24 protein-coding genes and 1 pseudogene are annotated in these 21,693 nt (G+C 58.4%); 5 read left to right on the top strand and 20 right to left on the bottom strand.

Annotated elements, in window-relative coordinates; all coding sequences use genetic code 11:
* The 3 genes from AB2N04_RS07765 to AB2N04_RS07775 all read left to right on the top strand — a co-directional run bounded on the left by AB2N04_RS07765 (position 1) and on the right by AB2N04_RS07775 (position 2,855).
* A complete protein-coding gene (locus AB2N04_RS07765; protein WP_367718116.1) occupies positions 1-1,620 on the top strand; it encodes a TRAP transporter large permease in 1,620 nt (539 codons plus the stop codon).
* A 262-nt stretch (positions 1,621-1,882) separates the two neighbouring features.
* Complete coding sequence (locus AB2N04_RS07770) at positions 1,883-2,557, top strand: GNAT family N-acetyltransferase (protein WP_367718117.1); 675 nt, start codon at positions 1,883-1,885, stop codon at positions 2,555-2,557.
* 97 nt (positions 2,558-2,654) lie between these two features.
* Entirely contained in the window at positions 2,655-2,855 is a 201-nt protein-coding gene (locus AB2N04_RS07775) for a hypothetical protein (RefSeq protein WP_367718119.1), read from the top strand.
* Between the two features lie 25 nt (positions 2,856-2,880).
* Here AB2N04_RS07775 and AB2N04_RS07780 read toward each other — a convergent pair whose 3' ends face one another.
* The 4 genes from AB2N04_RS07780 to AB2N04_RS07795 form a co-directional block, all read right to left on the bottom strand.
* Entirely contained in the window at positions 2,881-3,918 is a 1,038-nt protein-coding gene (locus tag AB2N04_RS07780; RefSeq protein ID WP_367718121.1) for a nickel/cobalt transporter, read from the bottom strand.
* 3 nt (positions 3,919-3,921) lie between these two features.
* Positions 3,922-4,587 carry a DUF1007 family protein gene (locus AB2N04_RS07785; RefSeq protein ID WP_367718123.1) on the bottom strand — a complete coding sequence of 222 codons (666 nt, stop codon included), beginning with the start codon at positions 4,585-4,587 and terminating at the stop codon, positions 3,922-3,924.
* Between the two features lie 67 nt (positions 4,588-4,654).
* Positions 4,655-5,557, bottom strand: coding sequence for a LysR family transcriptional regulator (locus AB2N04_RS07790; RefSeq protein ID WP_367718125.1), 903 nt, complete (start codon positions 5,555-5,557; stop codon positions 4,655-4,657).
* 11 nt (positions 5,558-5,568) lie between these two features.
* Positions 5,569-6,756 (bottom strand): amidase, encoded by a 1,188-nt coding sequence (locus AB2N04_RS07795; protein ID WP_367718127.1) that lies wholly within the window; start codon positions 6,754-6,756, stop codon positions 5,569-5,571.
* A 542-nt stretch (positions 6,757-7,298) separates the two neighbouring features.
* Here AB2N04_RS07795 and odc2 point away from each other — a divergent pair.
* Positions 7,299-8,434 (top strand): annotated as a pseudogene (gene odc2 / locus AB2N04_RS07800) (ornithine/lysine decarboxylase).
* Between the two features lie 78 nt (positions 8,435-8,512).
* Complete coding sequence (locus AB2N04_RS07805) at positions 8,513-9,088, top strand: GNAT family N-acetyltransferase (protein ID WP_367718128.1); 576 nt, start codon at positions 8,513-8,515, stop codon at positions 9,086-9,088.
* A gap of 83 nt (positions 9,089-9,171) precedes the next feature.
* Here AB2N04_RS07805 and AB2N04_RS07810 read toward each other — a convergent pair whose 3' ends face one another.
* From AB2N04_RS07810 to AB2N04_RS07885, 16 genes are all read right to left on the bottom strand, one after another.
* Positions 9,172-9,453 (bottom strand): SCP2 sterol-binding domain-containing protein, encoded by a 282-nt coding sequence (locus AB2N04_RS07810; RefSeq protein WP_367718130.1) that lies wholly within the window; start codon positions 9,451-9,453, stop codon positions 9,172-9,174.
* Positions 9,454-9,576: 123 nt separating this feature from the next.
* Positions 9,577-10,203 (bottom strand): MarR family winged helix-turn-helix transcriptional regulator, encoded by a 627-nt coding sequence (locus AB2N04_RS07815; RefSeq protein WP_367718132.1) that lies wholly within the window; start codon positions 10,201-10,203, stop codon positions 9,577-9,579.
* Between the two features lie 366 nt (positions 10,204-10,569).
* Positions 10,570-11,094, bottom strand: coding sequence for a hypothetical protein (locus AB2N04_RS07820; RefSeq protein WP_367718133.1), 525 nt, complete (start codon positions 11,092-11,094; stop codon positions 10,570-10,572).
* Positions 11,091-11,504, bottom strand: a complete 414-nt coding sequence (locus AB2N04_RS07825; protein ID WP_367718134.1) for a hypothetical protein — start codon at positions 11,502-11,504, stop codon at positions 11,091-11,093. Before AB2N04_RS07825 ends, AB2N04_RS07820 begins: the two co-directional genes overlap by 4 nt.
* A gap of 23 nt (positions 11,505-11,527) precedes the next feature.
* The gene (locus AB2N04_RS07830; protein WP_367718135.1) at positions 11,528-12,070 is read right to left on the bottom strand and encodes a rod-binding protein; all 543 of its coding nucleotides are present in this window, start codon (positions 12,068-12,070) and stop codon (positions 11,528-11,530) included.
* Positions 12,071-12,130: 60 nt separating this feature from the next.
* Positions 12,131-12,520, bottom strand: coding sequence for a hypothetical protein (locus AB2N04_RS07835; protein WP_367718137.1), 390 nt, complete (start codon positions 12,518-12,520; stop codon positions 12,131-12,133).
* A 15-nt stretch (positions 12,521-12,535) separates the two neighbouring features.
* Positions 12,536-13,282 (bottom strand): flagellar biosynthetic protein FliR, encoded by a 747-nt coding sequence (gene fliR, locus AB2N04_RS07840; protein ID WP_367718139.1) that lies wholly within the window; start codon positions 13,280-13,282, stop codon positions 12,536-12,538.
* Between the two features lie 72 nt (positions 13,283-13,354).
* A complete protein-coding gene (flhA, locus tag AB2N04_RS07845; protein WP_367718140.1) occupies positions 13,355-15,442 on the bottom strand; it encodes a flagellar biosynthesis protein FlhA in 2,088 nt (695 codons plus the stop codon).
* Positions 15,443-15,538: 96 nt separating this feature from the next.
* Positions 15,539-15,805 (bottom strand): flagellar biosynthesis protein FliQ, encoded by a 267-nt coding sequence (fliQ, locus tag AB2N04_RS07850; protein WP_007008607.1) that lies wholly within the window; start codon positions 15,803-15,805, stop codon positions 15,539-15,541.
* 3 nt (positions 15,806-15,808) lie between these two features.
* The gene (flgD, locus tag AB2N04_RS07855; RefSeq protein ID WP_367718141.1) at positions 15,809-16,210 is read right to left on the bottom strand and encodes a flagellar hook assembly protein FlgD; all 402 of its coding nucleotides are present in this window, start codon (positions 16,208-16,210) and stop codon (positions 15,809-15,811) included.
* The gene (flbT, locus tag AB2N04_RS07860; RefSeq protein ID WP_367718142.1) at positions 16,207-16,650 is read right to left on the bottom strand and encodes a flagellar biosynthesis repressor FlbT; all 444 of its coding nucleotides are present in this window, start codon (positions 16,648-16,650) and stop codon (positions 16,207-16,209) included. Before flbT ends, flgD begins: the two co-directional genes overlap by 4 nt.
* Entirely contained in the window at positions 16,647-16,997 is a 351-nt protein-coding gene (gene flaF, locus AB2N04_RS07865; RefSeq protein WP_367718143.1) for a flagellar biosynthesis regulator FlaF, read from the bottom strand. The genes flbT and flaF overlap by 4 nt, the downstream gene beginning before the upstream one ends.
* Before the next feature lie 32 nt (positions 16,998-17,029).
* Entirely contained in the window at positions 17,030-18,079 is a 1,050-nt protein-coding gene (locus AB2N04_RS07870; RefSeq protein ID WP_367718145.1) for a flagellar hook-associated family protein, read from the bottom strand.
* A gap of 11 nt (positions 18,080-18,090) precedes the next feature.
* Positions 18,091-19,551, bottom strand: coding sequence for a flagellar hook-associated protein FlgK (gene flgK / locus AB2N04_RS07875; RefSeq protein ID WP_367718146.1), 1,461 nt, complete (start codon positions 19,549-19,551; stop codon positions 18,091-18,093).
* Positions 19,552-19,587: 36 nt separating this feature from the next.
* Positions 19,588-20,844 carry a flagellar hook protein FlgE gene (locus tag AB2N04_RS07880; protein WP_367718147.1) on the bottom strand — a complete coding sequence of 419 codons (1,257 nt, stop codon included), beginning with the start codon at positions 20,842-20,844 and terminating at the stop codon, positions 19,588-19,590.
* A gap of 97 nt (positions 20,845-20,941) precedes the next feature.
* The gene (locus tag AB2N04_RS07885) at positions 20,942-21,616 is read right to left on the bottom strand and encodes a winged helix-turn-helix domain-containing protein (RefSeq protein ID WP_367718148.1); all 675 of its coding nucleotides are present in this window, start codon (positions 21,614-21,616) and stop codon (positions 20,942-20,944) included.
* Positions 21,617-21,693 lie beyond the last annotated feature (77 nt).

The raw sequence follows: 21,693 nt of genomic DNA on the forward strand, positions 1-21,693 counted from the left end.
ATGGAACCCGCCATTCTCTTCATCCTCGTCCTGTTCCTTCTCTTCATGGGCGTGCCCGTGGCGGTTTCGCTGGGGCTCTCATCGCTCATCATCATCGCGTTCTTTTCCAGCGATTCCATATCGTCGGTGGCGTTGCAGCTCTTTACCGCGTCGCAGAACTATACCCTGCTCGCCATCCCGTTTTTCGTACTTGCGTCCGCGTTCATGTCGACAGGTGGCGTGGCCCGTCGCATCATCCGTTTCGCCATTGCATCGGTGGGGCATTTCCGCGGGGGTCTTGCCATGGCCTCCGTGCTCGCCTGCATGATGTTTGCTGCGCTTTCGGGCTCGTCGCCCGCCACGGTGGTTGCGATTGGCACCATCGCCATCGCGGGCATGCGTCAGGTGGGCTATTCCAAGGACTTCGCTGCCGGCATCATCGCCAATGCCGGCACGCTGGGCATTCTGATCCCGCCGTCCATCGTGATGGTCGTCTACTCGGCGGCGACCGATGTTTCGGTCGGGCGCATGTTTCTGGCCGGGGTGGTGCCGGGAGTGGTCGCCGGACTTATGTTGATGGTCGCCATTTATGTGATGGCACGCGTGCGCAACCTGCCGGCAGAGGAGTGGAAGGGCTTCCACGAGATTATCGCTGGTGGGAAGGAGGCCGGTTGGGGGCTGTTTCTGATCGTCATCATTCTTGGCGGTATCTATGGCGGTGTCTTCACGCCCACCGAGGCGGCTGCCGTCGCTGCCGTGTATTCCTTTGTCGTGGCTGTTTTCGTCTATCGTGACATGGGGCCGATGAAGGGCGAGCACTGGGTGCGTGATGATGACGGACCTGACGCGCGCATCGGTTTCTCCGCGACCGTTTACGCGCTCGCCTTCTTCTTTGTCTGGATGATCCTGACCTTCTTTCTGACTGCGGACTGGGAGGGGGTGACACTGCAGGGACGTACGCTGACAGGGCTTGTTCTTTCGCTGGTGGCGATGGTTGTCTATGTGCTTTGGCGCGGCAATACAGCGGGCGGAAGGGGGCTCACCGCGCTCCTCGCTGCCAGCCTGCCAATCTGGCGGCGCAATCTCAGCCTGATGGGGCGGAATTTTCTGCGTGCCTTTTTCAACGGGGAAACCCGCAAGGTGACGGTGGAGGCTGCGCGCACCACGGTCATGCTTATGTTCATCATCGTCAACGCATTGCTGTTTGCCCATGTCCTCACGGCTGAGCGCATACCCCAGGCGATAACCGGCCTGATGGTTGACGCGGGCTTTACCTGGTTCACCTTTCTCATTGCCGTGAACCTGCTTCTTCTTCTTGGCGGTCAGTTCATGGAGCCCTCCGGGCTGCTACTGATCGTTGCACCGGTCGTGTTTCCCATCGCAATGGAGCTTGGGGTCGATCCGGTGCATCTCGGCATCATCATGGTGGTGAATATGGAGATCGGTATGATCACTCCACCGATCGGCCTCAACCTGTTCGTCACGAGCGGCATTACGGGGATGAGCCTGATCCAGGTGGTGCGTGCGGCCGCACCCTTTGTGCTGGTGCTGTTTATCTTCCTGATACTCGTGACCTATGTACCGGCTATGTCAACATGGCTGCCCTATAGCCTTATGGGGCCTGAAATCGTCACAAGATAAATCGGTTTTGATCGTTTCCGTTAAGTAAACGTTAACGATTTGAAGACTAGGATTTCGAGTGTCGGATCGGCTTTCCTCCTCCCAAGCACGGTTCGAAACGGGGCGGCCGACCAGTGGCCGCCCCGTCCGCTTTCCCCTCATCAGATCACCGAGCGTTTTCAAGGATCACAGGCGTGGTGCAGCCCTGGAGCGGAAGTGGTTCTGTCCATATGCGCTCTGATATGCTTTCCCATCAGGCGGAAAACTGTGGGAGCAACCCGTCGTGAATATCGATCTTTCCAACTGGACTCCACGGCCTCGTCCCACACGCGAGGTGCTGGAGGGACGCTTCGTGCGGCTGGAGCCGCTGGACCCTGAAAAGCATGGCGATGGGCTTTATGCGGTATCGGCCGTTCCAGATGCTGCTCAGCGCTTTCGCTGGCTGGGGGAGCATCCACCTGCAGATCGCGCACAGTTCCAGGACTGGCTTGCCGGGGTGGCGGCGAAGGCCGATCCGTTTTTTCACGTGGTGCTCGATCAGAGGACGGATGTTGTTGGAGGCAGGCAGGCGCTGATGCGGATCGATCAGGCGAACGGCGTGATCGAGATTGGGAGCATCTATTGGGGGCCCGGACTTTCGCGCAATCGGGGGGCAACCGAAGCATTTTATCTCGCGGCCTGCCATGTTTTCGAGCGTTTGGGGTATCGACGCCTCGAATGGAAGTGCAACGCTGCCAATGAGCCATCGCGAAAGGCCGCAAAGCGGTTCGGCTTCGCCTTTGAGGGGCTGTTCCGGCAACACATGGTGGTGAAGGGGGAAAACCGGGATACCGCCTGGTTTGCGATGCTCGACCATGAGTGGCCGTATCTGAAACGTGCATTTGCCGCATGGCTTGATCCAGCCAACTTCGATAAAGAAGGACGCCAGAAGCAGCGTTTGGAGGAATTGCGGAGGTAATGGTGAGCTCCGGGTAACTCAGCTGCATCCGGTCCAAGCAACGGATCCGACAACGCTTCGGGTCGGAACTATGCAATCTTCCAGAAGGGCGTGAAACGTGTCGGACAATCGCAAGGCGGCCCTCGCAGCCGCGATCATCCTCATTGGTTTCGGTGTCGTGGCATTTCTCATGCCGCATCTCATGCTTGCCATTGGCGCGTATTCGCCCTGGGCTGCGGGCTTTTTTGCTGCGCTGTTCGTACTGGCCTTTTTCGGTGTCTTCTGGCTACGGGCCCGCGCGCAGAAAAGGCGGGACTGATCCTTTTCGGGGCTGAACTTCAGCCTCAGGCGGTGAGGCTTGCCGCCAGAAGTGCAAGACCCAGAAGCATGACGAGTGTAGCGCCTCCGACCTCAATGGCGGTGTGAACGTGATTTGACATGTGGCCTCCGCCGGAGATTGCCACGGCCCAGTTTTTCGCCGTGACGGCGAGTGTTGCTAGCACCGAAACGGTGATGGCGGTGCCGATGGACATGGCAATGACCGACAGAACACCACCCACCCACAGGCTGTTCAAGAATGCGAAAGTGAGCACAATGAGCGCCCCTGAACACGGGCGAATGCCAACTGCGGCGATGGCCGTTGCCGCCGTTTTCCAGTCGAAGCGATCCCCCGTAAGCAGGGTGGGATCTGGCGCATGAGAATGGCCACAGGAGGGGCAAACCTCTGCGTGGCCGTGATCATGTTGGTGGTGGCGGCCGTGGTCGTTACTGTGGTGTTGTGTGTGATCGCAGGATTTTGCCGCAGAGAGGCTGTGAACCGGCAATGCCGTGGTTTCGGTGCTGCCGCGGAGCAACACTGAAAGCTTTCGCCATAGGAGCCAGGCGCCGAACAGGGCAACAAGTCCGAAGCTGGCGGTTTCCAGAAAGCGTGCGGTGTCTGTCATCGATATGGAAGTGCCGCGAAGCGCCAGAAAGACGACGCTCATCACCACAATGGCCGTCAGCCCCTGCAGAAGGGCGGAAGCGAAGGAAAGGACGACGCCGCGGCGCAGCGCGACCTCGTTGGCCAGCATGTAGGAGGAGATGACAGCCTTGCCGTGGCCGGGGCCTGCGGCGTGAAAGACGCCATAGGCAAAAGACAGCCCGATGAGGATCCAGAGATTGCTGCCATCATCGCGCATGGCCTTCAGCGCTCCGGTCAGCGTGCGGTAGAATGCCTGCTGCTGGGTGTTGATCCATTGCAGCGTTCCGGCGAAGGGACCGGTGGGAGTGATGGCCGGCTCTGCGGCGCCGATGCCAAGTGAACTCTGCGCCAGAGCGGCGCTGGCTGTCAGAACCGTCAGCACCGTGGCGGCGATGGCGACGCGGCGGAATGGAACCATGGGTCAGCTGTCCTTACTGCAGGTGATCTCCAGCCGGGTTGCAAAGATTTTGCTCATGTCGTTGCCCACGGGGTCGTCGAAGAAGGCTTCGGTCAGCGTCTGCTGGTTCTGGGCGAGCGCTTCGTCGGGATCGGGACGCACCACGGCTTTCGAGCAACCGGCCGGCAGGTCATTGACGGTCATGTAGCTGTCTTCGATAAAATCGATGGCTGTGTAGAAAGTGGGGTCGTAGACACCGAGCGAAACCGTGCTGCCGAGGGCGAGCGGTTTTTCGGGCTTCGATTCGAACAGAATGATGAGCTGGTTGTCGACGAAATCGGCGATGAGGCGCTCCGGCGCCTCCATGGCAACATCCTTGCCGCCCTGAGTGACCATCTGGAAGTAGTTGAAATCGGCAAGCGAGGTGTGGACCACGCCTGCAACGTCTTCGAGCTCCTCCTGATTGAGGGCAAGGTCCTGATTTTTGTCGAACTCCACCAGAACGGTGCTTGAGAACAGGTCGTCGAAACGCCAGACATGATGCAGTGATTTGATGTTGCCCTTCCCGTCGACATTCACGTCGAGCCTTGCTTCGGCGAAAACGTGGGGGTGCGCGAGAGCTGGAACTGAAAAGGCGATGGCGAAAAACGCCATGCCGGTTTTCAGCAAGGACTTATGGCAAATCGGCATGTGAAACATCTGCTCCCGTCTGGACTCCGCTTGTTGTACACGAACTCGGCGGAAATTGGACGACCTGTCAGGCGCCTGGATAATTTTCCTTCAGCCAGCGTGCCAGAAAATCCACGAAGGCGCGAACCTTTGCCGGCAGGTAGCGCCGATGCGGGTAGATCGCATAGATGCCGGCGCCGTTGGCGGCATTGTCCTGAAGCAGGGGCACCAGACCGCCGGTCCTGATCTCCGGATCGGCAATGAAGTCGGGCAAAATGGCGAAGCCGAGCCCGGAAAGGGCGGCTGCGCGGGCAGCCATGGGGCTGTTGACCTCGATCCGGCCTGTCACCGGAACATTGACGATCTCGCCATCCCCGTCGCGAAAGGGCCAGTTCTGCCGGTATCGGCTGTTGGTGTCCACGATGCAGGGCAGTTGGCTCAGTTCCAGCGGCGAGGAAGGCTCTCCATGGAGCGCGAGCAGCTCGGGGGAAGCGCAAAGGACAACACGAAAGGGCGCGAGGCGTCGGGCGATGAGTGAAGAATCGGAAAGTTTCGTGACGCGGATCGCGACATCGAAGCCTTCTTCGACCAGATCGACAAATCGATCGTCCAGATTGATTTCGAGGGTGATGTCGGGATAGGCCTTGGCAAAATCGATCAGCGACTGGCCGACGGGAGCATCTGCGAAGGTGCGTGGCGCGGAGAGCCTGATGCGGCCACGCACATCGCCGGACGAATCGCGTACCGCTTCGGCGAGATCTTCGACATCTCGCAGGAGTTCCACCGCGCGGGCGTAATAGGTGTGGCCGGCTTCTGTCAGGGACAATTGTCTGGTCGTGCGGTTCAAAAGAAGCGCACCCAGTTCGTCTTCAAGTTCGCGCACGTATTTCGAAAGGAGGGCCTTCGACTTGCCGACCTTGCGTGCAGCGGCCGAAAAGCCTTCCGCTTCCACCACGTCGACAAAGGCGCGCATGCGGCTGAGAGTGTCCAAGGGCGTGTCCTTCAGGTTCTTGAGAGAATGTCTGTGGCCATGCGAATGAGCTGGCGATCACTGCCGGCAGGACCGAGAAGCGAGATGCCGAAGGGGGCTTCGTGCACCTTTCCGAGCGGTATGGTGATCTGCGGCCAGCCCAGCAGGCCGGCGAGGGATGTCAGGCTGAGTGCCAGGCTGCGGAACCGGTCGAGTTCGTCTTCCGATGCTCCCTTGAGCGGCGCCGCCGTGGGCTGGGTGGGCATGATCAACACCATATCGTCTTCGAAAAGCGCTTTGAATTCCTGCTGGAAAACGTGGCGTTGGGCGCGCGCTTCCGCCACGACTTCGGGTGTGATGCGACTGCCATATTCAAACCGTTCTCTCACTCCCGGTCCGAGATGTGGTCTATTTGTGCGGATGAAGGATCCGTGGCTTTGCCACGCTTCGAATGACTGAATGGTGCGAAAGCAGGAAAACAGACCCTCAATTGTACCAGGCAGTGCGAGAAATGCTGCTTCCCTGCCGAAATGGCGCAGCGTCTGCTGCAGCATGGATGCGTAGGCTGCCTGCTCTGCTTCCCCGAAAAGGAGCGCTTCGAGCGCGCCGATTCTGACGGGTTTGGTCAGAGGTGTCTCGTGCGTGTCTTCACCAAGAAGAACGTCACCCACGCGCGCATACAAGGCCGCGTCGCGCGCGAACCATCCAAACGTGTCGAAAGAGGGGGCAAGCGGCATGGCCCCCTCCAGGGAAATGCGTCCATGTGTGGTGCGCAGGCCGATCAGCCCGCAATAGGAGGCGGGTGCACGAATGGAGCCGTTGGTGTCGGATCCGGCGGCAATGTCGACGAGCCCTCCGGCGACCGCGGCCGCAGAGCCCGACGATGAGCCGCCTGTAAAGCGCTGCGGGGCCGCGCGATTGACTGGTGCCGGAAAGTGGACGTTCTGCCCGATCATCGAGAACGCGAGTTCATCGGTCTGCGTTTTGCCGACGAAATGTGCGCCAGCGTCAATCAGACGCTGTATCACGGGCGCAGTGCTTCCAGCGTTCGGAAACGCCGCCTCCCGATCAGGGTTGCCGCCACCGGTGGGGTAACCCTGAATGTCGAAGATGTCTTTGACCCCGAGCGTGAGGCGATTGAGAGGCCCTTTCCCGGGGGTGGCGAGGGGATCACCAGCATAATCAAGGAAGGCGTTCAGCGTATCGCGCGTCGTTGTCATTCATTTTTCCGCTTGTTCTGGCGCAGAAGGTCGGTATTCGAAGACTTTTTTTCAAGCACTGAAAAAATATCGTTGATTGTGACAGTGGATGCCACTATATCCGCGCTGCCCAAAGTCGCACGTGCCTGTGGGTGTCCGCCGGACCTCGAAAATGGCGAGGAAACCGGTACGGTACCTGGACTTAACCACTCCAGTCGGTCTTACGGCCAACCGCTAGACCGAGGACATCTTGAAGCAACGACGGTGCGGGCCTTTCTGGTGTCTGCCGGCTGTCCAAAAGCCGGGGTTACTGAAGAGGCACACCTTCATTGCCGGCAGTGCGGTTGGGGTCTCCCATCCAAAGCTGAGGCAGACAAAGCGCAGGTTCGCCGAAAGGCGGAAATGCCGTGTAGCGCGTTCTCGCATGACCTGGTTCCGGTGCTCTCCACCTGCCGGCCCCAGTGTGTGCATGCCGCGTCCTTTGTCCACCGCGGATGCCTGAGGGCATTCGCAGCTACGAAGCTTCGGTAATGCGGCCAGGAAGGCCGTAATTGGAGAGACTGATGGCCACACAGCGCATTCTTGACTTTCTCGCCACCCGCCGTCCCGATGGTCCCTGCCTCGTCGTCGACCTGGATGTGGTGCATGACAATTACTGCGCCTTCGAAAAGGCGCTGCCCGATTCCAAGATCTACTACGCCGTCAAGGCCAATCCGGCGCCGGAAATCCTGCGTCTGCTCGCCCAGCTGGGCTCGAGCTTCGACACCGCTTCGGTGGCCGAGATAGAGATGGCGCTGAATGCAGGTGCGACGCCCGACCGCATCTCCTATGGCAACACGATCAAGAAGGAGCGCGACATTGCGCGCGCCTATGAGCTTGGCATTCGTCTTTTCGCCGTGGACTGCGAAGAAGAGGTGGACAAGATCGCGCGTGTGGCCCCCGGATCGCGCGTGTTCTGCCGCGTTCTGACGGATGGCGCTGGCGCTGAATGGCCGCTGTCGCGCAAGTTCGGCTGCGTGCCGGCTATGGCCGTGGATGTTCTGCGCCATGCACGCAAGCTTGGCCTCGACCCCTATGGGGTTTCCTTTCATGTCGGTTCGCAGCAGACGGATCTTGATGCATGGGACCGTGCGCTGGAAGACGCCCGTGGCGTGTTTGGCGCACTGGCGGATGAAGGCATCGTGCTTCGCATGGTCAATATGGGCGGTGGCTTTCCGACACGGTACCTGCGCGACGTCCCGGCGGCACAGGGCCCTATGGTCAGGCAATCTTCTCAGCGCTGCGCAAGCATTTCGGCAATCGTATTCCCGAGACCATCATCGAGCCGGGGCGAGGCATGGTGGGCAATGCGGGTGTCATCAAATCGGAAGTCGTTCTGATTTCCAAGAAAGCCGATAATGACAATGTGCGCTGGGTCTACCTTGATATTGGCAAGTTTGGCGGTCTGGCAGAGACGATGGACGAAGCGATCCGCTATCCCCTGGTCACGCCACATGATGGCGGGGAGACAGCTCCTTGCGTTCTGGCCGGTCCCACGTGCGACTCTGCCGATGTGATGTATGAAAAGACCCCTTATCCGTTGCCGCTTTCACTGACAATTGGCGACGAAGTGCTGATCGAGGGCACAGGAGCCTACACCACGACCTATGCTTCCGTGGCCTTCAACGGGTTCGAGCCGCTTCGCTCCTATGTGATCTGAGACGGGAAGGGCCAATGCCCGCCACTTCATTGCGGGTCGGTGTTGCATTGTCGATTACGGGTTTCAGGGATACCGGCCATGAACGGGTCTGTGGTTGGCGGGGCAGTCGCTCCGGTCTACTTTATTCGTTGTGAAGTCACGCAGGATGAAGGTGAGCGCGAAGCGCTGCTCGATCGCGTCATGGGGCCAAAGCGCAGGCTGAAGTCGTCCGAGACCCTGCGGCGCGAGCGGTTGCCAGCGCAAGGGCTTGCATTCGCTGCAGTTGACGCAACCGGAGGCCTGGTAGGCTCGGTACGGCTTTGGAACGTCCGTGCGCAGGGGGGTGGAGCGGGGATGCTGCTTCTTGGGCCACTTGCCGTTGAGAGGACGGTTGCCGGACGGGGTGTCGGGACATCGCTTGTGCGCCATGCCCTTTTGGAGGCGCAGCGGCTGGGACATGGTGCGGTTTTGCTGGTGGGCGACCCTGCCTATTACCAACGCTTCGGTTTCAGCGCCCTGCTGACGGGCAAACTGGCAATGCCGGGGCCATACGAGAGGGATCGGCTGCTCGCGCTGGAGCTTGTTCCGGGCTGGTTGAAAGACGCTTCGGGCATCCTGCAGCCGTGTGGCCGACCGATCGTCGCAGAAGATGCGGCACCAAGTCTCGTCGCCTGAAAAATGACGGATCGCCTTTGAATGAAAGCGATCCGTTCCATGTTTTCGGGTCTCCCAGAATCTTGGGAGACCGGGCGCTCTTTTTAAAGGACCTGGCTAAGCTGCATGGCGACTGACATGTCTCCGTCGACCTTGAGTTTCCCCTGCATGAATGCAGCGGTCGGATCCAGATCGCCGGCGATCATTGCTTCAAGATCCTCTTTTGCCAAGCTGATCACGCAATCAGCTTTGGCATCGCTCGTGGAAACGCTGTTCCCATCCACCACGATGACGCCATCGCTGCCGCAATCAAACTTCACGGAACTGCCAAAGCTGGAATCTGCGACCCGGGCTTTTACCTTCTCGGCGATAGCGTCCATACTCATGCGTATTCTCCCTGACCCATATTTGTGAAGCGATCACAAGCGTCGCTCAGCACGTGGGCACTTTCGGCCCGATAGGCAGACAGTAGACCTGTATTGACGTATACGTCAAATTGTTTGTTGATTTCATCCCCGGGGAAGCGTTGCGCGTTTCTTGCCCACGAGAAGACGGTCCAGCAAGGCAATTAGCGTGTCCCGGTTCTCCTCACCGCCAAGCCGCTCAATAATGCGTTTCTCATGCTGGGCCCAGAGCTTTGAAACCTCTTCGATGAACTCCAATCCCTTTGATGTGAGATGAAGGGAATGAGAGCGACGGTCGATGTCGCCTTTGCGTCGCTCGGCCAGCCCACGCGATTCCAGGCAATCCATCAATGCAACGAAGTTTGCGCGCTTGATGCCAAGCTGTTCGGCCACTTCTGTCTGCTTTTGCCCCGGATTTGAGGCAATGAGGGAAAGCACTGCAAATTCGGCCGGTCTCAGCTTCACGCAGGCAAACGATTTTTGAAAATCCTGAAACACGGTAAGCTGTGCGCGGCGCAACTTGTAACCGATGGCGGTCGCCAGAGGTGGTAAGCAGGATGTGTGAGGAGGCGTATCGAAAACCTCCAGGTAATCATTCTCATTGGGCGGCGGTGAAATATCGGCCCTGGTTTGCGTCATCGTCACTGTAAATCTCCAAAATATACTCTTTTCGTCCGCAGAAGCGGCGATCAAACAGTGCTCCGCCGCTCGACCTAAAACAATCGAACTCAATGCAGTGGCGAAGAACTGTTTGCATGCGTTTTATGTATAAGGCAACGCCTTATGCCCATATTAGCAAATCGATTTTGGACAGGAATGAGGCACGGAAAAACAAAAGTGCATAATTCGTGCATTTTTTTGAGTTTTGATTTATATATATAACACTTATTCTAAATGTTATTGCAGGCTTGCAATTTTACATTTGATATAGAATGATGGTTTTTTATATATGTTTTATTTGAATGATTTTGACCGGACTTCACTGGCGCAATATCGCTTGAAACTGGCGTAACCAGATCCCGCCCAGTTCACGGTCGCGGTAAACCGATAGCCGGTGTTTCCCGAGCCAGGGTCAGGACCATTTTAACAGGTCCGGTCCTAGTGTTCGCGGCTTTCGCTGTTCGACGCTGCTTTCTGGGCCCCGTCCGGACCCAGGCGGCTACGTGCGGTCTGATCCCGGATTTCGGATTTGGAGAGATAATCCGCCTGCTCGATGAAGACTTCGTGGATGAGTTTTTCGCCGACGCGTTCATTGATGCTGTTTTGAAGCCCTTCTCGAAAGGCCGCTACGTCGAATGTCATATCACTTGAATAATCGATCGTGGGATTGGCGTAGAGGTAGGAATAGATTTCATCGACCAGCATCGTTTCCACGGGGATGCTGAGAGTTTTCAGTTTTTTTGAATCGATGGAGTAGGAAAGTCGCGTGAGGAAATACCCGTCAACGGCACCAGCCTTGATGAGGGGCACCGAGATGACGTCTGTACTGACATAGTCCAGACCGCCGAAGAAGGCGGGTGGGGGCTCGGCACTGTTCCGGGCTTGCGAGAACTGGAACGCGTAAAGCATCGTTCCGACCGAGACCGCACAGATCCACAGGGCGGCCAGGACGAATTTGATCATGCTGGCGCTGCCTGTCCGAACGCGTTTTCAGAATAGGTTCCGTCGGTCTGCGCACTTTCGATCGCGCTTTGCACCAGCTCCGCAACATCATTGACGGCGCTCATATGGGCGCGAATGGTGGCTTCGTTTTCGGCGAGCTTGTCGCGAAGACGAAGGAGGGCGTCGCGATGGGCGCTGGCCAGACCGGCTTCGTTGGCCCCCTTCAGTGCCCGTGTCAGTTCATAAAGATGACGGCTTTTGCGCGCGTTGGAAGCTTTGAGATCGAAATCGGGATCAGTGCGAATTGCCTGTGTTTCGGCTTCAATGGTTTCCTCGATGCGGCGCATGATAGCAAGTGCGCTGGCTCCGCCGTGCTGGTTCATGGAGAATGCAGCCTTCTGCGAGGAGGGTGCGGAAGTCATTTCATACATACTGTCGATCCGTTTGTTGCGCTTCAGCTGTCAGTTTCATCGCGGTTTGTGGCAGGGTGTGCTCCAAGCGTTCTGGCCGTGTGCCGCTCGATTTCCTCGACCATGGCCGTGGACATGAGCGTCCGCCGGCCTGCCTCTTCCTGTTCCGGTGTGGAGGAGACCGCACCAACGGGAACCCGCTTTTCGTTCTCCACGGTATAGTCACGAAGGACATTTCGGGCGATGCCAATCCCGCCTTTCTCAGCGAGTGTCTCGCTCAACTGCTGTGCGAGCATGGAGCGCCACATCTCGCCGGCAAGGCCTTCGCCATAAACGGCCGATGTCTCTTCGGGCAGAAGCGACTGCATGAAGTTCTGCAGAACCATTGCCTCGAATTTCTTCTCCACTTCAGATGGCGGGTTGGCGTCCGATCGCGAGACACCTGCGGATTGATGATCGATCACTGTCGAGAAGTTCGCGGCTGTATCCGACCTTGCTGCCAACCGCTCCCTGGCGGCGGCAGCCTTTGCCGGATCGGCGGCGCGCGCAACGTTCAAAACAATGTCGCCGGGAGGCGATATCGCCACGGCGTCCTCCATCGCTGATCTTCGTTATTGCCATAATCCCAAAACAAGCTTGTGGCAGGCTTAAGTCTCGTTTTTCGAACTGCGTTCGATGAACTCCAGTCGTTCCCTGTCCGCGTCATTGCGTTCGGCGAGTTCTGATGCTTCGCGATAGGCGCGGGTCAGCGCGTCGCCGCGTGCATCTGCTTCCAGCACGTTTCGCGCCTCATGGCGTGCTCTTTCGCTGCTGGCCCGGCTGCGTTCGAGCGCATTGGATGCCCGCCTGTGATAAAGCTCAGGGAAAAGCTCGCTCATCAACGTGCCGTCATCCAGAGTCTCGCCGATCGATTTCGCTTCATTTTCGGCTGCGGCAGCCGCGGCAAGATGCGCCGCATGCTGGGCCTGATGAAAGTTTTTTAGGCGCTGCATCACCAGAACCAGTTTCTGCAGTCGTTTTTGCCGGGGAGTGGCCATGGTCTGCTCCTGATCCTATCGTCCGTCGAAAATCGGGAAAAACCCGTCGCCAAACAGGCTGAGCAGCGAGGGTATGGCGAAGTACAGAAGGATGATGGCACCAGCGATCACGAAGGGGAGCGAGATGAAGTAGATCGGTATCTGCGGTGTCAGCTTGTTTATGAAACCGATGGCCAGATTGACCAGAATGCCGTAGGCGAGAAAGGGGCTGCCCAGCCGGATCATGACGAAAAAGGCATCAGAGAGTGTGTCGGTTATGTCGGCGAGTGCTGCCTGCGGGTCGAACAGGCTTTGGATGGGTGCCAGTTCATAGGAGATGACAAGCGCGCGGATGATCTGGTGGTGAAAGTCCAGAATGAAAAGCAGCATCAGTGCCGAAAGCGAAATGAGCGCGGTGAGGGGAGGCTGGGCCTCGGCTTCTTCGATGGCGGTGCCCCCGGCGGCCATGCCGAAGCCGGAGAACATAGCCATCGCCGTTGCGATGAACTGCAGTGAAAGCACATAAAGACGGGCAATCAGACCGATCAGCCCACCGATCGCAAGTTCAGACGCAATGAGCAGGAAAAGCGGTCCGGGTTCTGTAGAGACGTGGGGCGTGATCTGATCCCAGAGATGGGCGAGCATTGCGAGGGTTGCAGCAACCGCTGCAAACAGACGCACCTGCATCGGAACCCGCACGCTGGAGAGGCCAGGCATGAAGAGAAAACACCCTCCTATGCGACAGAACGCCAGGAATGCAGCAAGAAGCGGGGTCTCCAACATGTTAGTTGGCTGCCGCCGCGCCGTACCGATGGACAGGCGGGCAGGCTTTCACCAAGCGGGACAGGGCGTGTTTCATGAAATTGAACCAAGCACCGAAAGCTCGACGCCCTTGGCCATTTCTACATGGCTGAGCACCGGAAGGGTCGGGAACAGCCGCTCGATGATCATGCGAACATAGGGGCGTGCTTCCGGTGCAGTGACAAGCACGAAGCGTTCACCGGCATCGAGATGTTTGCGAATGGAGGCGCTTGCTTCCTGGCCGAATTCTTCCAGCTGGCGTGGGTCGATGTCGAACTCGCGGATCTCGCCTTTTGCATCGCGCTTGAGCGCCTGGTGGAAGGCGAGGTCCCAGCGTCCGCCAAGGCGTAGAACCTTCAGCGTGTTGCCTTCCGTGAGATCGCCGCAGATCTGCTGTGCCATCCGGATTCGAACATGCTCTACGATCTGCTCCGTGCGACGGATGTGGGGCGCGATCTCGGCAATGGCCTCGATAATGAGGTGAAGATTGCGGATCGAGACCCGTTCCGCCAGAAGCAGTTTGAGCACCGCCTGCAGCCCCGGATAGGTGATATGTGAGGAGCAGATCTCATCGGCGAGCTTGCGGTATTCGGGGTCGAGGCGTTCGATCAGGGCTTTCATGTCCTTGTAGGACAGGAGCTGTGGGAGATTGTTGCGGATGACTTCACTGAGATGCGTGAGAAGCACCGACATGTTGTCGGCAAAGGCGTAGCGATCGCGTTTCAGGTCGTCGGCGAACATTTCAGGTACGGAATAGGCCCGCATGCCGAACGCCGGTTCCTTCACTTCTTCTCCGGGCATGTCCGGCACCCGGTTGTTGCCGACCAGCACCAGAAGCTCGCCAACGCGCATCTGGTATTCCGTCACCACGGTGCCATGGATTTTGATGCGATAGTTCTTGGGCGGAATGGAGTAGTCGTCCGTCAGGCGCACTTCAGGAACCACGAAGCCGTACTGTGCAGCGAACTTCTTGCGCATTTTGCTCATGCGGTAAGCCAGTTCCTGGTGCGACGCGAGAAGACGTGTGGAAAGCTGCTTACCGATCAGCAGTTCGATCTCGGCGGTCTTCAGCGAGGATTTGACGGAATTGCGCTCTTCCTCTTCCTGGGAGAGTTCTTCCTGCCGCTGTGCCTCGTTGGCCTGCTCCAGTCGTTGACGGGCACGGCGCGGCAGTGCGTAGCCGATGCCGGCCATGATGCCGGCGAGGGCGAGGAAGGGGACGAGGGGTAGCCCGGGGACGAGGCCCAGAACTGTCAGCAGCATTGCCGCGACGAAGAGTGCGCGGGGATAGGCGCTGAGCTGGCCGAATACGGCCTGATCGGCCGATCCCCGTGTGCCGCCCTTGGAAACGAGGAGGCCGGCCGCCAGCGAAACGATCAGGGCTGGAATCTGCGAAACGAGGCCATCGCCCACCGACAGTTTGGTGAAGACGTCGGCAGCCTCACCAACGCTCATGTCATGGCGGGCATAACCGATGGCAATGCCGCCCACAATGTTGATGGCGGTGATGATGAGGCCGGCAATTGCATCACCCCGCACGAATTTCGAAGCGCCATCCATGGCACCGAAAAACGAACTTTCCTCTTCGAGCTCCGCACGACGGCGCTGGGCTTCCTTGTCGTCGATCGTTCCGGCCGAGAGATCTGCATCGATGGACATCTGCTTGCCGGGGATTGCGTCGAGCGTGAAGCGGGCGCCGACTTCGGCAATGCGTGTGGACCCCTTGGTGATCACAACGAAATTCACCACGACGAGAATGAGGAACACAATGAGGCCGATCACGAAGTCGCCGCTCATGACCATCCGTGAGAAACCGCCGATCACATAGCCGGCGGCATTCGCCCCCTCGTGCCCTTCGGAGAGTATGACGCGGGTTGTGGCGATGTTGAGCGACAGGCGCAGCATGGTCGCGATCAACAGGATGGTCGGAAAGGATGAGAAATCGAGTGGTCTCTGAATCCAAAGCGCAACCATTAGAATGAGAACGGACAAAGCGATCGAGAACGCCAGACCGACGTCGATGAGGAATGGTGGCACCGGAAGGAATAGAACTGCCAGGATGACGACAATACCGATGGCAAAGCCGACATCGCGACCGTGCTTTCGTGTCTCTGCGCCTGTTATTGTTTCGCTCAACGCCATGCCGGATTCCCACTCGCTTCAAGGCGCATTCACGCCTGTCGGCTGAAGCTAGCGTTTCAAACTTGCGTGAAAGAGGAGCGGTGCGCGCGCGGCGCTTTAGAAACCGCCTTCAATACGCTGAAATATGACGTTGCTGAATCCCGAGATCTGTGAGGCGACGAAAGGTGCGGAAAACGCTACGGCCACCAGAATGGCGACGATCTTCGGCACGAAGGTGAGGGTGATTTCCTGCACCTGCGTGAGGGCCTGAACGAGGGCAATACCGACACCCACCACCATTGCGACGATGACGGCGGGGCTGGAGGCCACCAGAACGGTCCAGATGGCGTACTGGACGATATCGAGAGCGTCAGCTTCGTTCATCGCCTAGCGAATGACCACGCCGGGGCCCACGGCGATCTTGTCTCCGCTTTCAAGAATGGCCATCACGCCATCGCTGTAGAGGCGCACCTCCGCAACCTTGCCAGACAGGTCGCCGTTTGCCGATGTGATTTCGCGCCCGACCAGACTGCCCGCCTGGGCAAGGGCTGAGGCCTGAAGGATCTGGTCCAGTTTGGCGTTGGCCTGCACTGATTGTTCCACCTGTGAGAAGGTGGCCAGCTGCGCCACGTAATCGGTGGATTCCATGGGGCTGGTCGGATCCTGGTTTTTCATTTCGGCCACCAGCAGGCGAAGAAATGCCTGATAATCGACGGTCTGGGGCGCAGACGTTTGCTGCGTGCCATTCTGGTAGGCCTGGGATGTGCCCGATGCTGCTTCGACGTTCATGCCTGTTCTCCCGCCATCTCGGCAATCGGCGCTTCTCTCGCCGTTTTCGTGTTTTGCGCCATGATCTCGTCTTCTGCAGGATAGAGCGCCCTTATTTCCTTCAACGCGTCATAAACCTGCCCGTTGGCGACCAGTTCCTCCACATGCTTCAATCCGGCGCGGATACGCTCGTTGGTAAAGCTGACGAGCAGCTTCGGAAGCAGCTGATTGAAGAGTTTCCGGGCGTCGTCGGCACTGTCCGGCGTGATGAGCATGATCTGAACGGTGAAATAGAGCTGACGCAGAGGGGTGCATGCCTGTTCGGCCTGAAGGACATGGTTCTCCAGGAGAAACTGAACATTGTTCAGGAACTCAAGCGTGACCTTGCGGTCCGTTTTTATGACAGCACCGTTCACATAGACTTTTTCATTGGCCTTCAGGGATATTTTTAAGGTGCTCATTGCTGGATGCCGTCACGGATGATCTGCGACACTTCAATGAGGCCGTCGAGGTTTTTTGAGCGTCCCTGGCGGACCTCTTCTCCTTCTCTTAACAGCCATAAGCCGATGGAGATCAAATTCGCCCGGAGTTCCTTGGGCATTTCGTTGTCAGGATTGCCCAGATCGTCGATGAACGTGGTCCACACTCTCACCATGAAATGAATTGCTTCGACAGCTTCTTGTGACTCTGAACCCTTGTCGCGCGCGGCCTCGAGCAGTTCGATGGAACGGCTCAGAACCTGTTCTTCCCGGTCCCGGGCATCGGCGAGCGAGTCTGTTTGAACTTCGCTGTAGGAAAACTGGTACATGTTCTTCCCGATCGTGTTATTCCGGCTGTCGATTATCGAAGATAATTCAACAGGCTAAGTTGCTGGAGGCGCGCCGTCAGCGCATATGATGCATCAAGCTGCGCTCTCAGATCGTTCACGCGCGTTGCGGCTTCGTAAGGGTCTATTCCCTCGCTGTCCTTGATGAGGGTTTTCAGAAGATCCACCTGCGTAGAAATGCGTTCGCTGGCATCTGAAACGCGGTTTTCGACAATGCCGGTCTTTGCCTGGGCGCTGGCGATCTCGGCAATGGCTTCGCCGACAAGGATCAGAGATTTTTCGTACAGAGTGCTGCGTGCCTCGTCTCCCAGCGGACCGCTCAGCAGATCCGAGATGGTGGCGGCTGCCATGGCCAGCTTGCGAACTCCGCTCTCGTTCGCGGTCAGAGACGTTTCGGCAGTCTCGTTCATCGCGATCCGGCTTGTGATCTTCTGATCAGACGCGCTCGACCAGTTGGTGTTCCACCCGGCGCCGACAAACTGGGGTTCGACATAATTGTCGAGAAAGTCCTCCATGTCGGCAGCGCTGATGGATGCGGCAGCGGGATCGGACTGTGTGAAGCCAAACTTTGCCACAAAGGCAGCATCGAAGGCTGCCTTGGCCGGCGAGCCGGCCGCCAGGTAATCGTCGAGTGGCTTCACATCGGTGTTGATTCCGGCAAACAGGTATTCGCCATTCAGATTGGTGTTGATCACACCGGTGAGGGTTTTCAGAACGCGCTCGGCCTCGGCACGGGAAACGTCTACCTGATCGATATCGGACCGGGCTGCGGTGAGCGATGCGAGCAGGCTCTGGCCCATGTCTCCGATCTGCGTCATCGCATCCTGTGTCGCCGAAAGCCGGCTCGATGCAAGCACGTTGGCGTCGATCAACCCTTTCAGCCGATCGATGTTTCGATCCATGGAGAGGTTTCTGCCAGCGTGAACACCAAGAGCGATGCCGACATCCGCATGGCGACCGGTCTGTGATTCCTTCAGGCCCTCGGCAAGCTCCGCCTGCATGCGCATCGTCTGGTAGCGCAACGTCTGGGACATGGCCAGCGAGGAGACGAAGGAGGTTTTCATGTGCGGTCTCCCTATCGGGTTGCCTGCATCAGAGCGTTGAGCATCTCGTCGACGACGGCGATCAATCGCGCGGAGGCTTCATAGGCGTTTTCCAGGTCGAGAAGCAGGGCCATCTCATTGTCGATGTTGACCCCCGTTGCGTTCGAGAGTGCGGTTGCCGAACGTACGGCCAGTGCTTCCTTGCCCTCAGCTCCACTTGCGGCCTGTTTTCGGGTGGCTTCCAGCCAGCCGACGGCATCGAACGAGAATGCCGTGACGCTGCGGTTGGGATCGAGACCGGTCAGAGGATCAAACGTCGTCGGCTCGTCAAGCCTGTTGGAGTAGGCTAACAGCAGGTCCGAGTACGAAGCGGCACCGGTTGTGTTGTGCAGATAGGCAGCTCCGTTTGCACCGCCATCACGCAGCAGGTTGGGGTCACCACCGGCGTCTTTGTCGAATGCTGCATTGACACGGATCGCGCCTGCAAGCCCGTCTATCAGTGTTCCGGCGGGCGGTATCCCAGGCCCACCTGCCCAGTTGAACAGGCCCGCCATCGCGGGTTGCGTGCCGCTTGGATCTGTCTCGGCGAAGGCTGTGATCAGACCGCGCGCGACTTCGTCGAGCTGGCGCTGCATCTGAAGAGCGGTGTCGTCGCGCAGCTGCAATCTGGCTGCAATGGAGCCTTTTGCGCTGGTGTTGCCGCCGTTCCCGGGCACGAGTGGCACGCCGTCAACATAAACTGAGTTTCCTACCGTTCCAGGACCGTAGGCCGTGTTGGGAGTGAAGGTGACCGGGCGCGGGACCGTTTCAAACAGCGTGGCTCCATCGGCGGTGACGATGACCATGTCGTTGCCGGGGCGAATGGTGCTGGAGATCGAAACGTATTCCGAAACCTTCTTCAGCAGTGCGTCACGGCGGTCGAGTGCGTCGGAGACATCTCTACCCGAGCGAGTGCCGTTGACGATTTCGGTGTTTACCGTCTCGAACTCATCCAGCAGGAAGTTGAGATCGTCGACGGCGGCCAGGATCTCCCGATCGGCATCCGCGCGAAAATTCTGGATTGCGCCTGCGCCGTCATTGAGCGAGCGCACGACCTGTTGTGCGGCCAGAACCGCACTCTGTGCCAGAGTGGAGTTTGATGGTGTGGAGGCGTAGAGCTGCAACGCCTCCTGAAGTTTGCCTATGGCTGTGGCCGGCGCGTTGGCGTTATCTACACCGTTGATCTGCAGCTGCATCATGTCGAGCCCGCCGGACATGGTTTTCTGTCCCTGCCAGGCGGAGATGGCGACCAGGTTCTGCCGGAACAGCACCTCATCAGCAGCGCGTCTGATCTGCACGACACGGGCACCGGGCACCATGCTGGTGAGAAGGGCGCTGCGGTGAGCGTAGTCTGGATTGCTTGATTCCGTCACATTGCGTGAAACAACGGAGGTCTGGCGCGAGGTATTGAAAAGTGCCGTTTGTGCGATACTCAGTGCGGACGTCAGAGACATTTACTTTTTTCCACTTCCCCGTTCCAGAATTCGAGCCTAGCGTTTCAGGTTGACCAGGAGTTCCATCAACTCCGAGCCTGTCTGGAATGACTTGGAGTTCGCGGTGTAATTCCGCTGTGCCTCGATCATGTCGGTGAGTTCGGTGGCGATATCGACGTTGGACCGCTCAACGGCACCGGGCGTGACCTTTCCAAGACCGCCACTCCCCGAGAATCCGAGCTGAACCCCGCCTGAATCCGCGCTCTCCGAAAAGACGTTGCCGGTGATCACCTGCAACTGGTCGGGGCTTTGCACATTGGCGAGCGGAATGCGGTAGAGCGCGCGGCGTGAACCGTCTGCATATTGCGCAAAGACCGTGCCGTCCTCGGAGATTTCAACGCTGTCGATGGCGTAAGGAGCGCTGCCATCCACCTGTCCTGTCACCGAGAACCCCGTATCCAGCTGGGTCATGTCGGACAGGTCGATCGTCAACGTGTCGCCACCGGGTACCGTTAATGAAATATCGGTCGGGCTGCCGCCCGCGAGTTTGCCATTGGTGGGGTCGAATGTGAGGTTGGTTGTTGCAAGCGCGGGGTTCGCGTAGGGGAACGAGGTGTTCGGAGCTGCGTCGGCACGGTCATAAACGGCCACTTCCCATGTGTCAGGGCCGGTTTTTGTCATGTAGACGTCGAGGAGCTGCTTGCCGCCGAGATTGTCGTAGGCGACGAGGGAGGATTTGTGCGTGTATTCGGCGGTGGCTGCGTTGGCGGATGGCAGGTCCGCCGCTGCAACCACATCTGCTCCGGCGGGAAGGTTGGCCGTGAGCGTGCCGTTGCGTGACGGGGTTGCGACCAGCTCCGACTGTGCGATGGTGACAGCTTCAAGGCCGGCATAGCCGTTCGCGGTGACCGCCGGGACACCATTGGCATAGCTGTAGCCCATGAGTTTGTAACCGGCAGCGTTCACCAATTCGCCAGAAGCGTTGGGTATGAATGAGCCGGCGCGGGTCAGGAACGGCTGGCCATTGGTCCCTTCGACCACGAAGAATCCGTTGCCTTCGATTGCCAGGTCGGTTCCCGATGTCGTGTATTGCAGCGGTCCGGATTTGGAGATCTCGTATCGGATCGACGTGGTGACGCCGCCCGAATTGTAAGACCCGCCCGAAGAAGGCAGGACGAGCGAGGAAAATTCCGCCTTCGCGCGCTTGTAACCATTTGTACTGGAATTTGCGATGTTGTCGGCAACGGTGGACAACCGGTTGGATTGTGCCGCCATGCCGGAAACACCAGTACGCATCATGCCATAAAGGCCCATCGGAAGTCTCCTCGTATCCTACGCCGATTGCAAGCAGGGTAGAAGATGTGACTTGCGTGAAACTGGTGGTGGAGCATGCCGAACAAAAAAGGGCGGATTATCCATCCGCCAGTCGGTAGCCCAGGTAGCGCTTGGAATCGATTGGATCGGATCCCAGCTTCTCGCGCAGTTTCTTGCGCAGTTTGCTGATGTGGCTTTCGACGACATTTTCTTCCACATCCTCGTCGAATATGCCGTAAATCGCGTTGAATATCTGGGTTTTGGTAACGCGCCGCGTGGGATTGCTCGCGAGGTATTCCAGGATGCGTCGTTCGCGGCGCGGGAGGGGAAGTGGCTTTCCCTCGATTTCCGGATCGCGTCCGTCGAAGTAAATGCGCATGGTGCCGATTTGCGTGTAGGTCGCGGGCTCCTGCTGGGCGCGCCGGCGTATCGCCGTAATGCGTGCCAGGATTTCGCGGATATGCACGGGTTTGCGCACCACATCGTCGACACCCCATTCGAACATGCGCAGAGTGTCGTCGAGAGAATTGCGTTCGCTCAGCGCGATGAGAGGTGCGGTGGAGCGTTCACGAATGCGTTGGGCGCGAATGTCGCCCTGCTTGCACTGGCCAAGCAGAAAGGCGCTCACGGCCTTCAGCTCTTCATCAGCGACGCTTTCCACCCATTCCCCGAATTCGTCGGGGGCGAAGCCCGCGCTGGCAATGCCCTCCCGATTGAATAGTGAATGATACCCATCCGTTACCAATTCACGTTCGTCTATAACGACAATCACCGGCCCGCCCTCCGAATCAATTTCCATGACAAGTGGTAACTGGTCGAGCGAATCACGCACAACTATAAATTCTCAGG

This window comes from Nitratireductor sp. GISD-1A_MAKvit, assembly GCF_040819555.1.
In the GTDB taxonomy this organism is placed as follows: Bacteria; Pseudomonadota; Alphaproteobacteria; order Rhizobiales; family Rhizobiaceae; genus Nitratireductor.

Bases quoted from the DNA above. Each gene is read 5' to 3' on its own strand.
- AB2N04_RS07765 (WP_367718116.1), top strand. From the start codon at position 1: ATGGAACCCGCCATTCTCTTCATCCTCGTCCTGTTCCTTCTCTTCATG.
- AB2N04_RS07780 (WP_367718121.1), bottom strand. From the start codon at position 3,918: ATGGTTCCATTCCGCCGCGTCGCCATCGCCGCCACGGTGCTGACGGTT.
- AB2N04_RS07785 (WP_367718123.1), bottom strand. From the start codon at position 4,587: ATGCCGATTTGCCATAAGTCCTTGCTGAAAACCGGCATGGCGTTTTTC.
- AB2N04_RS07795 (WP_367718127.1), bottom strand. From the start codon at position 6,756: ATGACAACGACGCGCGATACGCTGAACGCCTTCCTTGATTATGCTGGT.
- AB2N04_RS07805 (WP_367718128.1), top strand. From the start codon at position 8,513: ATGAACGGGTCTGTGGTTGGCGGGGCAGTCGCTCCGGTCTACTTTATT.
- AB2N04_RS07810 (WP_367718130.1), bottom strand. From the start codon at position 9,453: ATGAGTATGGACGCTATCGCCGAGAAGGTAAAAGCCCGGGTCGCAGAT.
- AB2N04_RS07820 (WP_367718133.1), bottom strand. From the start codon at position 11,094: ATGATCAAATTCGTCCTGGCCGCCCTGTGGATCTGTGCGGTCTCGGTC.
- AB2N04_RS07825 (WP_367718134.1), bottom strand. From the start codon at position 11,504: ATGTATGAAATGACTTCCGCACCCTCCTCGCAGAAGGCTGCATTCTCC.
- AB2N04_RS07835 (WP_367718137.1), bottom strand. From the start codon at position 12,520: ATGGCCACTCCCCGGCAAAAACGACTGCAGAAACTGGTTCTGGTGATG.
- fliR (WP_367718139.1), bottom strand. From the start codon at position 13,282: ATGTTGGAGACCCCGCTTCTTGCTGCATTCCTGGCGTTCTGTCGCATA.
- flhA (WP_367718140.1), bottom strand. From the start codon at position 15,442: ATGGCGTTGAGCGAAACAATAACAGGCGCAGAGACACGAAAGCACGGT.
- fliQ (WP_007008607.1), bottom strand. From the start codon at position 15,805: ATGAACGAAGCTGACGCTCTCGATATCGTCCAGTACGCCATCTGGACC.
- flgD (WP_367718141.1), bottom strand. From the start codon at position 16,210: ATGAACGTCGAAGCAGCATCGGGCACATCCCAGGCCTACCAGAATGGC.
- flbT (WP_367718142.1), bottom strand. From the start codon at position 16,650: ATGAGCACCTTAAAAATATCCCTGAAGGCCAATGAAAAAGTCTATGTG.
- flaF (WP_367718143.1), bottom strand. From the start codon at position 16,997: ATGTACCAGTTTTCCTACAGCGAAGTTCAAACAGACTCGCTCGCCGAT.
- AB2N04_RS07870 (WP_367718145.1), bottom strand. From the start codon at position 18,079: ATGAAAACCTCCTTCGTCTCCTCGCTGGCCATGTCCCAGACGTTGCGC.
- flgK (WP_367718146.1), bottom strand. From the start codon at position 19,551: ATGTCTCTGACGTCCGCACTGAGTATCGCACAAACGGCACTTTTCAAT.
- AB2N04_RS07880 (WP_367718147.1), bottom strand. From the start codon at position 20,844: ATGGGCCTTTATGGCATGATGCGTACTGGTGTTTCCGGCATGGCGGCA.